The organism is Streptomyces sp. NPDC016845 (genome assembly GCF_044332585.1).
Classification (GTDB): domain Bacteria; phylum Actinomycetota; class Actinomycetes; order Streptomycetales; family Streptomycetaceae; genus Streptomyces.
In genome coordinates this window covers 132,471-147,833 of the sequence record NZ_JBIRPI010000019.1, presented here as the reverse complement: position 1 = coordinate 147,833, position 15,363 = coordinate 132,471, and the positions used below count along the sequence as shown (strand labels likewise).

Here is a 15,363-nt window from a genome sequence, read left to right as displayed (position 1 = left end):
GTGCCCTCACGTTAGGCGTGGCCGGGCGGGTGATGAGTTGGCCGGTATGGAGCGGTCAACGCCCCTTCTTCGCCGGATCGGCCTAGCGAGCGGCGGTTTGTCACCGAGCACGCATCTCATCGTGCCCACTCACACAGCTCCCCGCGCCCCTGCAGACCTGCGGCTTCGCCCCGCCTCCAGCAATGACGCCCCCACGGGGAAGCCCCCCACCCGAACGCGCCCCTGAGATGCCGCACGCAGTGCGCATCTCAGGGGCGCGGGGAACTGCGCGAGCAACCACGACGAAACCCGCACCCGATGACGGACAGGAGAATGCCGCACGCAGTGCGCATTCCAGGGGCGCGGGGAACTGCGCGACCAGCCACGACGAAACCCGCACCCGAAAGACGGACGGGCTGCGCCGCAGGCAATGCGCGGCCGGCTCCGGATCCGCCCGCACCCGCGAGGGAACTGTCACACCCCGGTCGCCTTCAGCGCCAGCCAAAGCTCCATCCGGACATCCGGGTCGTCCAGAGAACGGCCCAGGATCTCCTCGACCCTGCGCATCCGGTACCGCAGCGTATGCCGGTGCACCCCAAGATCCGCCGCCGCCGCGTCCCACTGCCCGTGCCGCGACAACCACGCCCGCAAGGACGCCACAAGGTCCCCGCGCCCCGTCGCGTCATGGTCCCGGAGCGCCCGCAGCAAGCCGTCCGCGAACGCCCGCACCGCATCGTCCGCCAGCAACGGCAACACCGACCCGGCGACCACGTCCTCGTGCTCCACAAGAACCCGCCCCCGCCGCCGCGCGACGGACAGCGCCTGTTCCGCCTGCTTGAACGCGGACACCGCCGCGATCGGCCCGGACGGCGCCGAGAAGCCGATCACCAGCTCGTCCGCGGCGGAGCCGTCCGCCCGGGTCGCCTCGAGGACCTCGGCGTACTGGACACACGCCTCGGCCGCCGCACCCCCGTCGACGACGAGCAGCACGGTCCGCGCCCCGTCCGGGACGACGAGAACCGCCTCACCCGCGCGCGCCGCCGCCGACTCCACCACATCCGCGAGTACGGAGAGCGGATCCCCGGACGCCCCGGTCATCGCCTCCCCGAGCAGCGACGCCCTCCCCGGCGCCGCCGAGGCACCCGTGGGCGCGGCCACCCCGTTCGGCGGCGGCGCCGCGGCCTCCGCCGCCACCATCCGGAAGGGGGCGTCGAGCAGAGCCCCGTACAGGTCACCGGCGACGGCCCGAGCATGATCGGGCTCCCCCGCGAGGAGCATGCGCAGCACCGCCGCCCCGATCCGCTGCTCGGCGGCGTACAGCGCCCGCGAGCGTTCGGTGACGAGGGTGAGCAGGGCGATGGCGGAGTGCAGGGCGTAGCGCTCGGCGGTGCCGAGGGCGGCGGCGGTGCCGACGGCGAGGGCGGCGCGGGCCCGTCGTCCGGTACCGATGGAGTGGAGTTCGACGCGGTCGTCGGTGCCGCCCGCGACGACGGCGCTGGCGGGCGCGGGCCGCTCCCGCAGCCGTTCGACGTCGGCGGTGAGCCGGGCGGCGCGGCGCCCCGCCCACTCGGGAGCGGTGGCGACGACGGCGCCGGAGGCGTCGTAGAGCGCCGCCCACCCGTTCACCTGGCCCGCGAGCACGGCGAGCAGCCCCTCGGGGCCTTCGCTCAGCGCCTGTTTGGTCAGCTCGCGCTGCGCGGCGAACCCGGTGGTGACGGCCCGGTACTGGTCGGCGGCGATGGCGGCGGAGACGGCTTTGCTGATGGCGATGAAAGGGGTGCGCGGCGGCACTTCGAGCAGGGGCAGGCCCTCTTCCTCGGCCGCCCGGACGAGTGGATCGGGTACGGCGTCGTAGTTGACGCCGACCGCGAAGCCGAGGCCGACGACGCCCGCGCCGGTCAGCCGTTTCACGTACCGGCGCATCGCCTCGGGGTCGTCGGCGTCCAGCTTGAGGGCGGTGATCAGGAGCAGTTCGCCGCCCTCCATGTAGGGGACGGGGTCGGCGAGTTCGCTCACGTGGGCCCAGCGGACGGCGGTGTCCAGATGGCCCTCGCCCGCGCGCACGGTGAGTTTGAGCGACGAGTGGTGGACGAGCGAGGCGAGCGTGGGCGGCATGGGGCCTTCAGGTGGTGTGCTGGAGATACATGGGGGGAAGCACCGGGCTTGTGAAGCTTTTGGCCGCTCCGTATGAACGACCAGTGCCGATTCTGCCTCACCGTACGTACCACGGATGGCCGCCCCCGTGGCTCTCAGGCCGCTCTCAGGTCCGTAGCTCCACGAGCAGCGGCGGCGCGTGCTCGCCGCGCACGGTGGTGAGCGAGAGCACGGCGTGGCCCGGCGGGACGGCGTGCGCGAGGTCGGAGGCGGACCAGCGTTCGCGTTCGACCTGGCGGACGGTGACGGCGCGGGCGGTCGGCGCCCGCCCGGTGATCACCCGCCGCACGGCGTGCAGCGCCTTGCCCGCCGGGGTCTCGGCGATGATCTGCCGGTCGGTGACGTCACGGGCCTCGGTCCACTCCTTGCCCCAGACCTCGGCGAAGTCCTGGCCGTCCCAGGGGGTGAGCCCGGACAGGGCCATGCGGCAGCCGACCGAGCCGAGCAGCGGGGAGCGCAGCGGGCGCGGCACGTCGTCGAGGGTGCGCAGGGTGAGGACGGCGCCCGCGTTGGCGGAGCGCAGCCGCTGGAGGCCGCGGACGGCCTGCGGTGTGACGACCCCGGTGGCGTCGTCGAGGACGAGGCAGGCGAAGAGGGAGCGGTCCTCGCGGACGGCGACGCTCGACATGAACTGGGCCAGGATCAGCCGCGCGAGGACCCGGGAGGCGTCCGCGTGCCCGCGTTCGGGCAGGTCGATGCGGACGCGGACAGGATGGTCGAGGGCGCGCAGCGAGAACGGGCGCGTGGCCCCCGACGTGTCGAAGAACGGGGCGAAGGCCGGGCGGTCGAGCAGCGCGATCCGGTCCGCGAGCACGGCACCGACGTCACCCGGATGGGACAGCTGCCGCTCGCGCGCGTCGAGCTCGCGGAGCATCGCCTGGTGGCCCGTCTCGGTGAGCGCGGTCCGCAGCGCGCCGAGCGCGACCGGTGAACCGTCGAGGAGCTGCCGCAGCTCGGGCACGGAGGGGAAGCGGCCGTGGACCGTGTGGTACGGGCCGAGGAGCTGGGCGAGGACGGTCGTGGAGCGGCGGCTGTCCCCGCCGGGGTGCGGGTCGGCGAGGTCGCCGACGAGCGCCTCGGCGAGCACGGCGGCGGCCTCGTCGGGGTCCGTGCTGCCGCCGTAGAGATCGAGGTCGTAGACGGAGTCGGGCCGGCCGACGCGGACGACGACGTCGTACGTGTCCGGCGAGCCGAGGCCCGATCCCGCCGCCCCGACGACGACCACGGCGGCCCGTCCGGCGAGCGCGCCCAGGCACAGGGACTCGGTGAGGGGCCAGACGACGCTGCCGGTCTTGCCCGCGCCGGGCGGGCCGACGGCGAGCAGGGACGTGCCGAGCAGGTCGGGGCCGAGGGCGAGGCCGACGCCCCGGTAGGCGTACGGGTTGCGGGCGTCGTCGGCGGCCGTGCCGATCCGGACCTGGGCGGTGGCGAGGTCGTGGCGGGCGGCGCGGGCGGGCAGGTCGCGGGTGCCCGAGGGGTGCGGGCAGGCGGCGGCGCCGTCCTTGGTGACGGCTGCGGCGAACGAGGCGAGGCTGTGCCGTCCGCGCTTGACGCCCTGCCAGGCGCGGGCGATGCGGGCGTGGTCGACGTCGCGCATGAGCCCGGCGCGGGCGTCGGCCCCGAGCCGCTCGGCGGCCTCGACGGCCCCGGCCTCACGCAGCTGCGGCCACTGGGCCGGGTCCTCGTCCGGGGCGGGCGGGCGCTCCGCCTGCACCGGGGCGGCGGTGCGCCAGGCGGGCCAGCCGAAGCGCCGCCAGACCTCGCCCCACCGGCCGAGTCGGCCGACGCCGACCGCGATGCCGACCGCGAACACCCCGTAGTAGATGTAGACGACGATCACCGAGGTGAACGAGTGCGGGTCGACCCAGGAGTCCGGGATCATCGCGTACAGCGGGAGCAGCCACCAGCCGCCCAGGTAGCCGTTCCACAGCAGCGACCAGACGAGCCAGCCCACCAGGAACGCGATGAGGGCGCCGCTGAGCAGTTGCCGGGTCGGGGTCCGCTCGGGCTCCTGCGCCGCGCGCGGCCGGTGCCCGAACCGCCACACGCCGGGCGCGGCGGCGGGCCGCGGTGTGCGCAGCCAGGTCAGGAAGGTGGCGCCCGCGGAAGAGGAGGGGGAAGCCTGCTCTCCCGGTGCGTGGGCGGGGCGCGGCGGCGGTACCGCGCCGCCGGGGGGAAGCCCGCGCTCCCCGGCGACGCCGTCCGTGCCCTGCGTGCCCTCGCTGTTCATGGCCTTGCCCCCTGACCTGCCGGTCCGTCTGTGCTCCGCGCGTGAATCCGGGCTCAATGTAGTGCCCGTGCCTGGGGAGTTCACTGTTTGAGCGCCTCACCGGGTTCCGCGCGCCGCCACGGGTATGTGTCCAAGGCGGACAACACCCCCGCGCAATCTCACCCCGATGGAGCAAGACCCCCCACTCATCCCGCACCTAACCTGCGGAGAAACCCCCGGACCCGCCAGATCCAGAACCAGGAGCCCCGCATGAGCGACATCCCGCAGGAGCGCCGCGTCGTCACCGCCATCCCCGGCCCGAAGTCGCAGGAGCTGCAGGCCCGCCGCGTGGCGGCCGTCGCGGCCGGCGTGGGCTCCACGCTGCCCGTGTTCACCGCCAGGGTGGACCGCGGCATCATCGAGGACGTCGACGGCAACCGCCTGATCGACTTCGGCTCCGGCATCGCGGTCACCTCGGTCGGCGCGAGCGCCGAGGCCGTCGTGCGCCGCGCCTCCGCCCAGCTCCAGGACTTCACCCACACCTGTTTCATGGTCACGCCGTACGAGGGCTACGTGGCCGTCGCCGAGGCGCTCGCCGAGCTGACCCCGGGCGACCACGCCAAGAAGTCGGCGCTGTTCAACTCGGGCGCCGAGGCCGTCGAGAACGCCGTCAAGATCGCCCGCGCGTACACCAGGCGCCAGGCGGTCGTCGTCTTCGACCACGGCTACCACGGCCGCACCAACCTGACGATGGCGCTGACCGCGAAGAACATGCCGTACAAGCACGGCTTCGGCCCGTTCGCGCCCGAGGTCTACCGCGTCCCGGTGGCGTACGGCTACCGCTGGCCGACCGGCGCCGAGAACGCCGGTCCGGAGGCCGCCGCCCAGGCCATCGACCAGATCTCCAAGCAGGTCGGCGCGGAGAACGTCGCCGCGATCATCATCGAGCCGGTGCTCGGCGAAGGCGGCTTCATCGAGCCGGCCAAGGGCTTCCTGCCCGCGATCCGCCAGTACGCCGCCGACCACGGCATCGTCTTCGTCGCGGACGAGATCCAGTCCGGCTTCTGCCGTACGGGACAGTGGTTCGCCTGCGAGGACGAGTCCATCGTCCCGGACCTGATCACCACGGCCAAGGGCATCGCGGGCGGTCTGCCGCTCGCCGCCGTCACGGGCCGCGCCGAGATCATGGACGCCGCGCACGCGGGCGGTCTCGGCGGCACCTACGGCGGGAACCCGGTGGCGTGCGCGGGTGCGCTCGGTGCCATCGAGACGATGAAGGAGCTCGACCTCAACGCCCGCGCGAAGGAGATCGAGCAGACGATGAAGGCGCGGCTGTCGTCCATGGCGGAGAAGTTCTCCGTCATCGGCGACGTGCGCGGGCGCGGCGGGATGATCGCCATCGAACTGGTGAAGGACCGCGCCACCAAGGAGGCGCACCCGGAGGCCACGGCGGCGCTCGCCAAGGCCTGCCACGCCGAGGGTCTCCTCGTCCTCACCTGCGGCACCTACGGCAACGTCCTGCGCTTCCTGCCCCCGCTGGTGATCGGCCAGGACCTGCTCAACGAGGGTCTCGACATCATCGAGGCCGCCCTCGCCGCGCTGTGACCCCGGGCCGCCGGTGCGCGCCCGTCGCACCGGCGTCCATTCCGTGAGGCCGCGCGAAGGTCGGACCGTGTGAAGAAGGTGTGGGGGGCCGATGGCAGATCGGCCAAGCCGCTGTTGTGTCCCCCGTCCCCTGCCGTACGGTTTCTGCAGATGAGAGAAACACCCCGCCCACAGGGGACTGTGGGCGAAACCGGGTCGGAGCCTCCCCAGCCCCGCCCTGGTCGTGCCTCCGCGCACACACCCGGAGCTTCCGGCTCCGGAACTCCTCACCGATCGGACGGCCGCCCGCCCCAAACCCCCCGGGGCGTGCGGCACACCGGTCAGTTCGGCCGGCCCGGAACCACCCCCCCTGTTCCGGGCCGGCCGACCGTTTTCCTCCTTCTCGCGCTGCCCGCGCTGCTCGGCTTCGTCGCCCTCGCACGGCAGGTCGCGGTGGACGGCCCGCTCCTCTCCCCCGATCAGCGCCTCGGCGACGCGATCCGCACGAGCGGCATCCCCGCCGGTCCGGCCGAACTCTGCGCCGACCTGGGCAATCCGTCCATGGCGCTGCCGGTCCTGGCCCTGACCCTCGCGTACGTCACCTGGCGCGTGCGGCGCATCGTCCCCGTACTCACGGCGCTCGTCACGATGGCCCTGGTCCCGGCCCTGGTCGCCCCGGTCCAGTCCTGGCTCGCCCGCCCCGGGCCGCCGCCGATGGCGCCGGAGACCGGGTTCTTCCCGTCGGGCCACACGGCGACGGCGACGGTCGCGTACGGGCTCTGCGTCCTGCTCCTTCGCGAGGTGCACCGGGTGCGCGCGGCGGCCCACGGCTGCGTCCTGGTGAACGCGGCCGTGGGCCTCGGGCTCGTCCGGCAGGGGTACCACTGGCCGGTCGACGTGGTGGGGAGCTGGTGTCTGGCGGCGGTCCTGCTGTGCGCCGCCGCCTGTGCCATCACCCGAAGTACGCGTCGAAGTTCTTCTGGAACTCCCAGTTGTTGAAGCGGTCCCAGTTCACCGACCACGTCATCAGGCCGCGCAGCGCCGGCCAGGTGCCGTGGGTGGTGTAGGAGCCGCAGTCCGTCTTCTTGGTGAGGCAGTTGAGCGCCTTCCTCGTCTCGGCCGGGGAGACGTAGCCGTTGCCCGCGTTGGTCGAGGCGGGCATGCCGATGGCGATCTGGTCGGGGCGCAGCGGCGGGAAGACGTTGTTCGCGTCACCGGCGACCGGGAAGCCCGTGAGGAGCATGTCGGTCATGGCGATGTGGAAGTCGGCGCCGCCCATGGAGTGGTACTGGTTGTCGAGGCCCATGATCGGGCCCGAGTTGTAGTCCTGGACGTGCAGGAGCGTCAGGTCGTCCCGGAGTGCGTGGATGACCGGGAGGTAGGCGCCGCAGCGCGGGTCCTGGCCGCCCCATTTGCCGCTGCCGTAGAACTGGTAGCCGTTCTGGACGAAGAACGTCTCCGGGGCCATCGACAGGACGAACTCGGCGCCGTACCTGGCCTTGAGGGTCTTGAGCGCGGAGATCAGGTTGACGACGACCGGGGTGGTCGGGTTCTTGAAGTCCGTGTCGCCGGTGTTCAAGGAGAGGGAGTGGCCCTCGAAGTCGACGTCGAGGCCGTCGAGCCCGTACTGGTCGATGATCCTGGAGACGGAGGAGACGAAGGTGTCGCGGGCGGCGGTGGTGGTCAGCTGGACCTGCCCGTTCTGGCCGCCGATCGAGATGAGCACCTTCTTGCCCGCCGCCTGCTTGGCCTTGATCGCCGCCTTGAACTCGGCGTCCGACTCGACCGAGGGGCACTCGGTGACCGGGCAGCGGTTGAAGCGGATGTCGCCGGAGGTGGTGGAGGTGGGCTCGCCGAAGGCGAGGTCGATGACGTCCCAGCTGTCGGGGACGTCGGCGAGGCGGGTGTAGCCGGCGCCGTTGGCGAAGCTCGCGTGCAGGTAGCCGACCAGGGCGTGGGCGGGCAGGTCGGAGGAGCCGCCGCCGTTGTCGGAGCCCGGGGAGGTGGTCGCCGTGACCGCCGCGGACTTCGGGGACTCGCCCGCGTCGTTGACCGCCGTGACCTGGTAGCTGTAGGCGGTGGCGGGGGTGAGGCCGGTGACGGTGGTCGACGTGCCGTCGACCGTGCGGGACTTGGTGCCGTTGGCGTAGAGCGCGTAGCTCGTCGCGCCCGGGACGGCGGTCCAGGACAGGGCGACGCTCGTGGAGGTCACCGTGCCCGTCCTGAGGCCGGCGGGTGCGGTCGGCGGGGTCGGGGCCTGCGTGCCGGGGCCGACGAGGCTGATGTCGTCGGCGTTGTAGGCCGGGGTGCCGTACCAGCCGTGGGTGTAGATCGTGACCTTCGTCGTGGACGGGCCGGTGCGGAACGTCGTCGTCAGCTTCTGCCAGTCCGGGGCCGACGCGGTCCACGTGGAGACGTCGGTGGTGCCGGTGCCGCTCGCGCCGAGGTAGACGTAGCTGCCGCGGACGTAGCCGGACAGGGTGTAGGCCGAGTCCGGCTTGACGTTCACGGTCTGCGCGCACTGGGCGTTGTCGGCGGCGGTCGGGGTGGCGCGCAGCGACGAAGTGCCCGTCCGTACGGGTGAGGTGACGGCGGCACCGGTGTTCGCGCCGCAGCTCCAGCCGTCGAGCGACGACTCGAAGCCGCCGTTCCTGGCCAGGTCGGTGTCGGCCGCGGTGGCCGAGGTGGCGGACAGCGCGGTGAGGCCGGTCGCGGCGAGCGCGGTGGCCGTGAAGGCGGTGAGCACGCGTCCGCGTATACGGGCGCGGGGTCTGGGTCGGTCCATGGGGGCCTCCGGGGCGGGGCGGAGCGAGGTGCGCTCAACTTGGTCCAGACCAATTCGGTTGTCAAGGGTTCGCGCGTCTCTACTCCTCCGTTTCCCGGGCGAGTTGGGCGAGTCGGGCGGCCGCCTCGTGCATCGCCAGTTCGAGCAGGCCCGGATCGGTGAGCGTCCCCGAGCCGTCCGGCGGCACCACCCAGCGGACGCCGCCGATGGTGCGGCCCGGGTACGGCACGACGATCCAGGTGCCGATCCCGGCGCCGCGCACACCGGTGCCGAGCCAGCGGGCCACGGTCCCCTCGGGCACGAAGAAGCCCATCCGGGCGTCACCGAAGTCCGCGAGTACCGGTCCCGGCCGGTCGATGACCCGGCTCAGCACGTCGAGCGTGGACGTGCCGAGCTCGCCCGGCAGGATCAGTACGTCCCACTGCTTCCCGGCGGGCAGCAGCGCCACCCCGAGCGGATCGCGCTCCCACTCCTCCCGGCACGCCACCGGATCGGGCGCCACCCCCACGAGCCATTCGACCGCCGCGACAGCCCTCGACGACCCAGCCATGCGAAGCCTCCCTCTCAAGTCCGCCTCCGCTCCTGCGCGGAGGCACAAGAGGGAGAGGGGCTGGAGGGGGTGGCATTACGCGGCTCGGGGCAACTGATTTCCGGCGGCTTGACCGAAGCGCCCCCGTGGACGTGGGGAACTGCGCGCCCGGCCACGACGACGCCACGGCCAGGAGCCCCCAGCGACCCGGCGGACGCACTCGTTCCACGGCCCCGTCAGCGATCAGCTGTCGAAGCCCAGGCCCAGCCGGTCCATCGTGCGGAGCCAGAGGTTGCGGTGACCGCCGTGGGCGTCGGCCCGCGCCAGGGACCATTTCGTGAGGGCGATGCCCGTGTAGGCCAAGGGTTCCGGCGGGAACGGGAGCGGCTTCGTGCGGACCATCTCCAGCTCGGTGCGGTCCGTGCGCTCCCCCGACAGCAGGTCGAGCATCACGTCCGCGCCGAACCGGGTCGCGCCGACGCCGAGCCCCGTGTACCCGGCGGCGTACGCGACGCGCCCGCCGTGCGCGGTGCCGAAGAACGCCGAGAAGCGCGAGCACGTGTCGATGGCGCCGCCCCACGCGTGCGTGAAGCGCACCCCCGCCAGCTGCGGGAAGCAGGTGAAGAAGTGGTCGGCGAGGCGCGCGTACGTCTCGGGGCGGTGGTCCAGCTCTGCGCGGACCCGGCCGCCGAACGGGTAGACCGCGTCGTAGCCGCCCCACAGGATCCGGTTGTCCGCCGTGAGGCGGAAGTAGTGGAACTGGTTGGCCGAGTCGCCGAGGCCCTGGCGGTTCTTCCAGCCGACCGACTCCAGCTGGGCCTCGGTCAGGGGCTCGGTCGTCAGCGCGTAGTCGTACACCGGGACCGTGTACGCGCGGACCCGCCTGACCAGCGACGGGAAGACGTTCGTACCGAGGGCGGCGTGCCGGGCGAAGACGCGGCCGTACGGGGTGCGGACGGCCACGCCGGTGGGACGGGAGGCGAGCTGGGTGGCCGGGGTGTGCTCGTAGACGCGTACGCCGAGGTCGAGGCAGGCCCGCTTCAGGCCCCACGCGAGCTTCGCCGGGTGGAGCATGGCGACGCCGTCGCGGTCGTACAGGGCGCCGAGGAAGGCCGGGGACGCGACCTGTTCCCGTACCTGGTCGGCGTCGAGGAGTTCGAGGCCGTCGGCCAGGCCCGCCTCGGTCAACTGCGCGTGAAATGCGCGCAGTTCCGCCATCTGGTGCGGCTGGGTCGCCACGTCCAGCTCGCCTGTGCGCTCGAAGTCGCAGTCGATGGAGTAGCGGGCGACCGCGTCCTCGATGGCGTCGAGGTTGGCGGCGCCGAGCTCCTCCAGCTTCTTGATCTCGGCGGGCCAGCGCGCGAGCCCGTTGGCCGTGCCGTGCGTGAGGGAGGCGGCGCAGAACCCGCCGTTGCGACCGGAGGCGGCCCAGCCGGTCTCCTTCGCCTCGACGAGGACCACGTCACGGCCGGGGTCGCGCTCCTTGGCGAGCAGCGCCGTCCACAGGCCGCTGTACCCGCCGCCGACGACCAGCAGGTCGCAGCTCTCGTCGCCGGTGAGGGCGGGGCGCGCCCCGGGCCTGCCGGGGTCGTCCAGCCAGTACGGGACGGGCTTGGCGTCGGCGAGCGACGCGGTCGAGCGGTGCGTACGGTTTCCGCGATTCATGGCTCCAGCGGCCATGATTCCAACTCCCTCGGAATGTCGGGACAGAGACAGAAATCAGTTGACTGTTTTGTTCTTTCGCCTGCCGGCCATCATTCCGGCAAGCACACACAGCACGGCGACGAGGAACATCGCCGTACCGATGACATTGATCTGTACGGGCGTCCCGCGCTGCGCCGAACCCCAGACGAACATGGGGAAGGTCACGGTCGAGCCCGCGTTGAAGTTCGTGATGATGAAATCGTCGAAGGAGAGCGCGAAGGCGAGCAGCGCGCCCGCCGCGATCCCGGGCGCCGCGATCGGCAGGGTGACGCGGACGAAGGTCTGGACGGGGCCCGCGTACAGGTCCTGCGCGGCCTGCTCCAGGCGCGGGTCCATCGACATCACGCGCGCCTTCACCGCCGTCACCACGAAGCTGAGGCAGAACATGATGTGGGCGATGAGGACGGTCCAGAACCCCAGCTGAGCACCCATGTTGAGGAACAGGGTGAGCAGCGAGGCCGCCATCACGACCTCGGGCATCGCCATCGGCAGGAAGATCAGCGAGTTGACCGCGCCGCGCGCCCGGAACCGGTAGCGGACGAGCGCGAAGGCGATCATCGTGCCGAGGACGGTCGCGCCGATGGTCGCCCACAAGGCGATCCGGAGGCTCAGCGAGAGCGAGCCGCACATGTCGGCGACGCCGCACGGATTCTTCCAGGCGTCGAGCGAGAACTGCTGCCATTCGTAATTGAAGCGGCCTTTGGGTTTGTTGAAGGAGAAGACCGTGACGACGACGTTCGGCAGGAGCAGATAGGCGAGTGTGACGAGGCCCGCTATGACCACGAGATTCTTCCGGAGCCAGCGCATCAGACGAGATCCTCCGTTCCGGCCCGGCGGATGTAGAAGGTGACCATGAGGAGGATGGCCGCCATGAGGATGAAGGAGAGGGCGGCGGCGGTCGGGTAGTCGAGAACGCGCAGGAACTGCGTCTGGATGACGTTGCCGACCATGCGGGTGTCGGTGGAGCCGAGCAGGTCCGCGTTGACGTAGTCGCCGGCCGCCGGGATGAAGGTGAGCAGGGTGCCGGAGACGACGCCCGGCATCGACAGCGGGAAGGTCACCTTGCGGAAGGTGGTCGCGGGCGAGGCGTAGAGGTCACCGGCCGCCTCGTGCAGCCGGCCGTCGATGCGTTCGAGCGACGTGTAGAGCGGGAGGATCATGAACGGCAGGAAGTTGTAGGTGAGGCCGCACACCACCGCGAGTGGTGTGGCGAGCACCCGGTCCCCCTCGGTCATGCCGAGCCAGGCCGTGACGTCGAGCAGGTGGAGGCTGTTGAGGGCGCCGACGACCGGGCCGCCGTCCGCGAGGATCGTCTTCCAGGCGAGCGTACGGATGAGGAAGCTGGTGAAGAACGGCGCGATGACCAGGACCAGGACGACGTTGCGCCAGCGGCCCGCGCGGAACGCGATCAGGTAGGCGAGCGGGTAGCCGAGCAGCAGGCACAGGAGTGTGGCGCAGCCCGCGTACAGGACCGAGCGCAGGAACTGCGGGTAGTAGTCGGTCAGCGCGTCCCAGTACGTGGCGAAGTGCCAGGTGACCTTGAAGCCGTCCTCCAGGGAGCCCTCCTGTACGGAGGTGGAGGCCTGGTAGACCATCGGCAGGGCGAAGAAGACGACCAGCCAGAGGATGCCGGGCAGCAGCAGCCAGTACGGGACCAGGCGGCCGCGCCGGCGAGGCTTGCGCGGGGTCTCGGTGGGCGCCGGGGGCGCGTCGGTGATCACACTCGTACTCATGCGGCGGTCTCCTCCGCGACCTTCTCCACGCCCGCCTCGGCGTCCTGGCCCGCGTCGAGCCCGAACGTGTGCGCCGGGTTCCAGTGCAGGACGACCTCGGCGCCGGGCACGAGCCGTGCGTCGCGCTCGATGTTCTGGGCGTAGACCTCGAAGGCGTCGCAGAGCGGGCTGTCGACGACGTACTGGGTGGAGACGCCGATGAAGCTGCTGTCCGCGATGCGGCCGGTGATCCGGTTGCGGCCGGCCGGGACCGTGCCCGCGTCGTCGGCGTGGGTGAGCGAGATCTTCTCGGGGCGTACGCCGAGCAGGACCTTGCCGCCCGTGGCGGTGGCGGCGGAACAGCGCGCGGCGGGCAGGACGAGCTTGGCGTCGCCCGCCTTGAGCGTGAGGTCGTCGCCGTCGCGCCCGGCGATCTCGGCCTCGATGAAGTTCGAGGTGCCGAGGAAGTTGGCGACGAAGGTGGAGGCCGGGTTCTCGTAGAGCTCCGTGGGGGCGCCGAGTTGTTCGACGCGGCCCTGGTTCATCACGGCGACCGTGTCGGCCATCGTCATGGCCTCCTCCTGGTCGTGCGTGACGTGGATGAAGGTGATGCCGACCTCGGTCTGGATGCGCTTCAGCTCCAGCTGCATCTGGCGGCGCAGCTTGAGGTCCAGGGCGCCGAGCGGCTCGTCGAGCAGGAGCACCTTGGGGTGGTTGATGAGGGCGCGGGCCACGGCGACGCGCTGCTGCTGGCCGCCGGAGAGCTGCTGCGGCTTCTTGCGGATGTGCTCGCCGAGCTGCACCAGGTCGAGCATCTCCTCGACCTGCTTCCTCACCGACTTGATGCCGCGGCGGCGCAGGCCGAAGGCGACGTTCTCGAAGACGTCGAGGTGCGGGAAGAGCGCGTAGGACTGGAAGACGGTGTTGACCGGGCGCTTGTAGGGCGGCAGCCCGGTGACGTCCTGATCGCCGAGGTGAACCGTTCCCGCGGTCGGTTCCTCCAGGCCCGCGATCATGCGCAGGGTGGTCGTCTTGCCGCATCCTGAGGCGCCGAGCAGCGCGAAGAACGAGCCCTGCGGCACGGTGAGGTCCAGCGGCCGGACGGCGGTGAACCCGTTGTCGTACGTCTTGCTGATCCCGGTGAGACGGACGTCGCCGCCGTGGTCGGTCGTCATGGTGAGTCCAAGGAGGTCTGGGGGCTTTCTGGGGCTTTCCGAGGCTTTCCGGGGCTTTCCAGGGGCTTCTGTTGCGGGGCGGACCGTTTCGGCTCAGCCGCCGGTGAGCTGGGCGAACTTCTCCTCGAACGCCGTCTCTTCCTTCGCGGTCAGCGAGCGGAAGCTGTGCGCCTTGGCCGCCATCGCCTTGTCGGGGACGATGAGCGGGTCGTTGGCGACATCCTTGTCGATCTTGAGGAGCTCCGGCTTGACGACAGCGCTGTCGAGCGGCGTGACGTAGTTGATCCAGGCGGCGAGCTCTGCGCCGACGGCGGGCTCGTAGTAGTAGTCCATGAGCCGCTCGGCGTTGGTTTTGTGCCGCGCCTTGTTCGGGACCAGCATGTTGTCGGTCGAGGAGATGTAGCCGGCGTCCGGGATCGCGAACTGGACGTGCGGGTTGTCCGCCTGGAGCTGTACGACGTCACCGGCCCAGGCGAGACAGGCCGCCAGGTCGCCCTTGCTGAGGTCGGCTATGTAGTCGTTGCCGGTGAAGCGGCGGACCTGTTTGCTGTCGACGGCCTTCTGGAGGCGGGCGATCGCCGCGTCGAAGTCGTCCGCCGTGAAGTCGGCGGGGTCCTTGCCGAGGTCGAGCAGGGTCATGCCGACGGTGTCGCGCATCTCGGAGAGCAGCCCGACCCGCCCTTTCAGCTTCGGGTCGTCCAGGAGCTGCGAGACCGAGGTGACCTTCTTCCCGTCCGTCGCCTTCGTGTTGTACGCGATGACCGTCGCGATGCCCTGCCAGGGGTAGGAGTAGGCGCGGCCCGGGTCCCAGTCGGGGTTGCGGAACTGGCCGGCCAGGTTGGTGTACGCGTGCGGCAGGTGGGCCGGGTCGAGCTTCTGCACCCAGCCGAAGCGGATGAGGCGGGCGGCGAGCCAGTCGGTGAGGACGAGGATGTCGCGGCCGGTGTCCTGGCCCGCCGCGAGCTGCGGCTTGATCTTGCCGAAGAACTCGACGTTGTCGTTGATGTCCTCGGTGTACTTGACCTTGATCCCGGTGCGCTCGGTGAACGCCTCCAGGCTCGGCCGGTGCTTCTCGTCGTCGCTCATGTCGATGTACTCGGTCCAGTTGGAGAAGGCGACCTCCTTCTCCTTCGCCGAGTGGTCCTCGGACGAGATGCCGCCCTGGGACTTGCTCGCGGCGGGGATGCCGCAGGCGGTCAGCGCCCCGAGCCCGCCGACGGCGAGCGCGCCGCCCGCCGAACCGCGCAGCAAGGAGCGGCGGGAGAGCGCCGCCCGGGCGCGGCTGTGGGCGAGGCTGCGGCGGACAGCGGCCACTTGGGCCGACGACAGGCGGTCGGGCTCGTACTGCTCCATGCGCGTGGTGCCTTTCGGGAGGCCCTTACGGGAGGTCTTCGTATGAGGTGTGGCGGCCGCTGGTCGGGCGGCCCTGTCGCGTGCTGAGCGGGTCGGTCGCGGTACGTTGCGGTTCGCCAGCGCCCCGAAGGGGCGCGGGGAACCGCGCGGTCGGCCATGACGGCGCCGCGGCCGGCCGC

General features: G+C 71.7%; 11 protein-coding genes. 2 read left to right on the top strand and 9 right to left on the bottom strand.

The annotated features are described in order from the left end of the window. Window positions 1-453 precede the first annotated feature (453 nt). Window positions 454-2,094, bottom strand: coding sequence for a PucR family transcriptional regulator (locus tag ACH4RC_RS32475; protein WP_398207240.1), 1,641 nt, complete (start codon window positions 2,092-2,094; stop codon window positions 454-456). A gap of 145 nt (window positions 2,095-2,239) precedes the next feature. Beyond that, complete coding sequence (locus ACH4RC_RS32470; RefSeq protein ID WP_398207238.1) at window positions 2,240-4,363, bottom strand: ATP-binding protein; 2,124 nt, start codon at window positions 4,361-4,363, stop codon at window positions 2,240-2,242. Between the two features lie 249 nt (window positions 4,364-4,612). Between ACH4RC_RS32470 and gabT the strand changes: the two genes are divergently transcribed. Together gabT and ACH4RC_RS32460 are read left to right on the top strand one after the other, a co-directional pair. After that, window positions 4,613-5,947, top strand: coding sequence for a 4-aminobutyrate--2-oxoglutarate transaminase (gene gabT, locus ACH4RC_RS32465; RefSeq protein ID WP_398207236.1), 1,335 nt, complete (start codon window positions 4,613-4,615; stop codon window positions 5,945-5,947). 306 nt (window positions 5,948-6,253) lie between these two features. Continuing rightward, window positions 6,254-6,925, top strand: a complete 672-nt coding sequence (locus ACH4RC_RS32460; RefSeq protein WP_398207234.1) for a phosphatase PAP2 family protein — start codon at window positions 6,254-6,256, stop codon at window positions 6,923-6,925. On the opposite strand, the gene ACH4RC_RS32455 is transcribed toward ACH4RC_RS32460, so the two are convergent. The 7 genes from ACH4RC_RS32455 to ACH4RC_RS32425 all read right to left on the bottom strand — a co-directional run bounded on the left by ACH4RC_RS32455 (window position 6,879) and on the right by ACH4RC_RS32425 (window position 15,184). Then, window positions 6,879-8,711, bottom strand: a complete 1,833-nt coding sequence (locus ACH4RC_RS32455; RefSeq protein ID WP_398207232.1) for a chitinase — start codon at window positions 8,709-8,711, stop codon at window positions 6,879-6,881. The two genes, ACH4RC_RS32460 and ACH4RC_RS32455, sit on opposite strands and share 47 nt — an antisense overlap. Window positions 8,712-8,790: 79 nt before the next feature. Further along, complete coding sequence (locus ACH4RC_RS32450) at window positions 8,791-9,261, bottom strand: hypothetical protein (protein WP_398207230.1); 471 nt, start codon at window positions 9,259-9,261, stop codon at window positions 8,791-8,793. A gap of 222 nt (window positions 9,262-9,483) precedes the next feature. Beyond that, window positions 9,484-10,920 (bottom strand): NAD(P)/FAD-dependent oxidoreductase, encoded by a 1,437-nt coding sequence (locus tag ACH4RC_RS32445; protein ID WP_398207228.1) that lies wholly within the window; start codon window positions 10,918-10,920, stop codon window positions 9,484-9,486. 39 nt (window positions 10,921-10,959) lie between these two features. Continuing rightward, a complete protein-coding gene (locus ACH4RC_RS32440) occupies window positions 10,960-11,751 on the bottom strand; it encodes an ABC transporter permease (RefSeq protein ID WP_398207227.1) in 792 nt (263 codons plus the stop codon). Next, complete coding sequence (locus ACH4RC_RS32435; RefSeq protein ID WP_398207225.1) at window positions 11,751-12,677, bottom strand: ABC transporter permease; 927 nt, start codon at window positions 12,675-12,677, stop codon at window positions 11,751-11,753. The genes ACH4RC_RS32440 and ACH4RC_RS32435 overlap by 1 nt, the downstream gene beginning before the upstream one ends. Then, a complete protein-coding gene (locus ACH4RC_RS32430; protein WP_398207223.1) occupies window positions 12,674-13,831 on the bottom strand; it encodes an ABC transporter ATP-binding protein in 1,158 nt (385 codons plus the stop codon). Before ACH4RC_RS32430 ends, ACH4RC_RS32435 begins: the two co-directional genes overlap by 4 nt. A 93-nt stretch (window positions 13,832-13,924) precedes the next feature. Then, window positions 13,925-15,184 (bottom strand): spermidine/putrescine ABC transporter substrate-binding protein, encoded by a 1,260-nt coding sequence (locus ACH4RC_RS32425; RefSeq protein ID WP_398207222.1) that lies wholly within the window; start codon window positions 15,182-15,184, stop codon window positions 13,925-13,927. Between the last annotated feature and the right edge of the window lie 179 nt (window positions 15,185-15,363).

What these genes read in the sequence shown, in the direction of transcription:
- gabT (WP_398207236.1), top strand. Translation starts at nt 4,613, where the DNA reads ATGAGCGACATCCCGCAGGAGCGCCGCGTCGTCACCGCCATCCCCGGC.
- ACH4RC_RS32430 (WP_398207223.1), bottom strand. Translation starts at nt 13,831, where the DNA reads ATGACGACCGACCACGGCGGCGACGTCCGTCTCACCGGGATCAGCAAG.
- ACH4RC_RS32455 (WP_398207232.1), bottom strand. Translation starts at nt 8,711, where the DNA reads ATGGACCGACCCAGACCCCGCGCCCGTATACGCGGACGCGTGCTCACC.
- ACH4RC_RS32470 (WP_398207238.1), bottom strand. Translation starts at nt 4,363, where the DNA reads ATGAACAGCGAGGGCACGCAGGGCACGGACGGCGTCGCCGGGGAGCGC.
- ACH4RC_RS32475 (WP_398207240.1), bottom strand. Translation starts at nt 2,094, where the DNA reads ATGCCGCCCACGCTCGCCTCGCTCGTCCACCACTCGTCGCTCAAACTC.
- ACH4RC_RS32450 (WP_398207230.1), bottom strand. Translation starts at nt 9,261, where the DNA reads ATGGCTGGGTCGTCGAGGGCTGTCGCGGCGGTCGAATGGCTCGTGGGG.
- ACH4RC_RS32440 (WP_398207227.1), bottom strand. Translation starts at nt 11,751, where the DNA reads ATGCGCTGGCTCCGGAAGAATCTCGTGGTCATAGCGGGCCTCGTCACA.
- ACH4RC_RS32435 (WP_398207225.1), bottom strand. Translation starts at nt 12,677, where the DNA reads ATGAGTACGAGTGTGATCACCGACGCGCCCCCGGCGCCCACCGAGACC.
- ACH4RC_RS32425 (WP_398207222.1), bottom strand. Translation starts at nt 15,184, where the DNA reads ATGGAGCAGTACGAGCCCGACCGCCTGTCGTCGGCCCAAGTGGCCGCT.
- ACH4RC_RS32445 (WP_398207228.1), bottom strand. Translation starts at nt 10,920, where the DNA reads ATGGCCGCTGGAGCCATGAATCGCGGAAACCGTACGCACCGCTCGACC.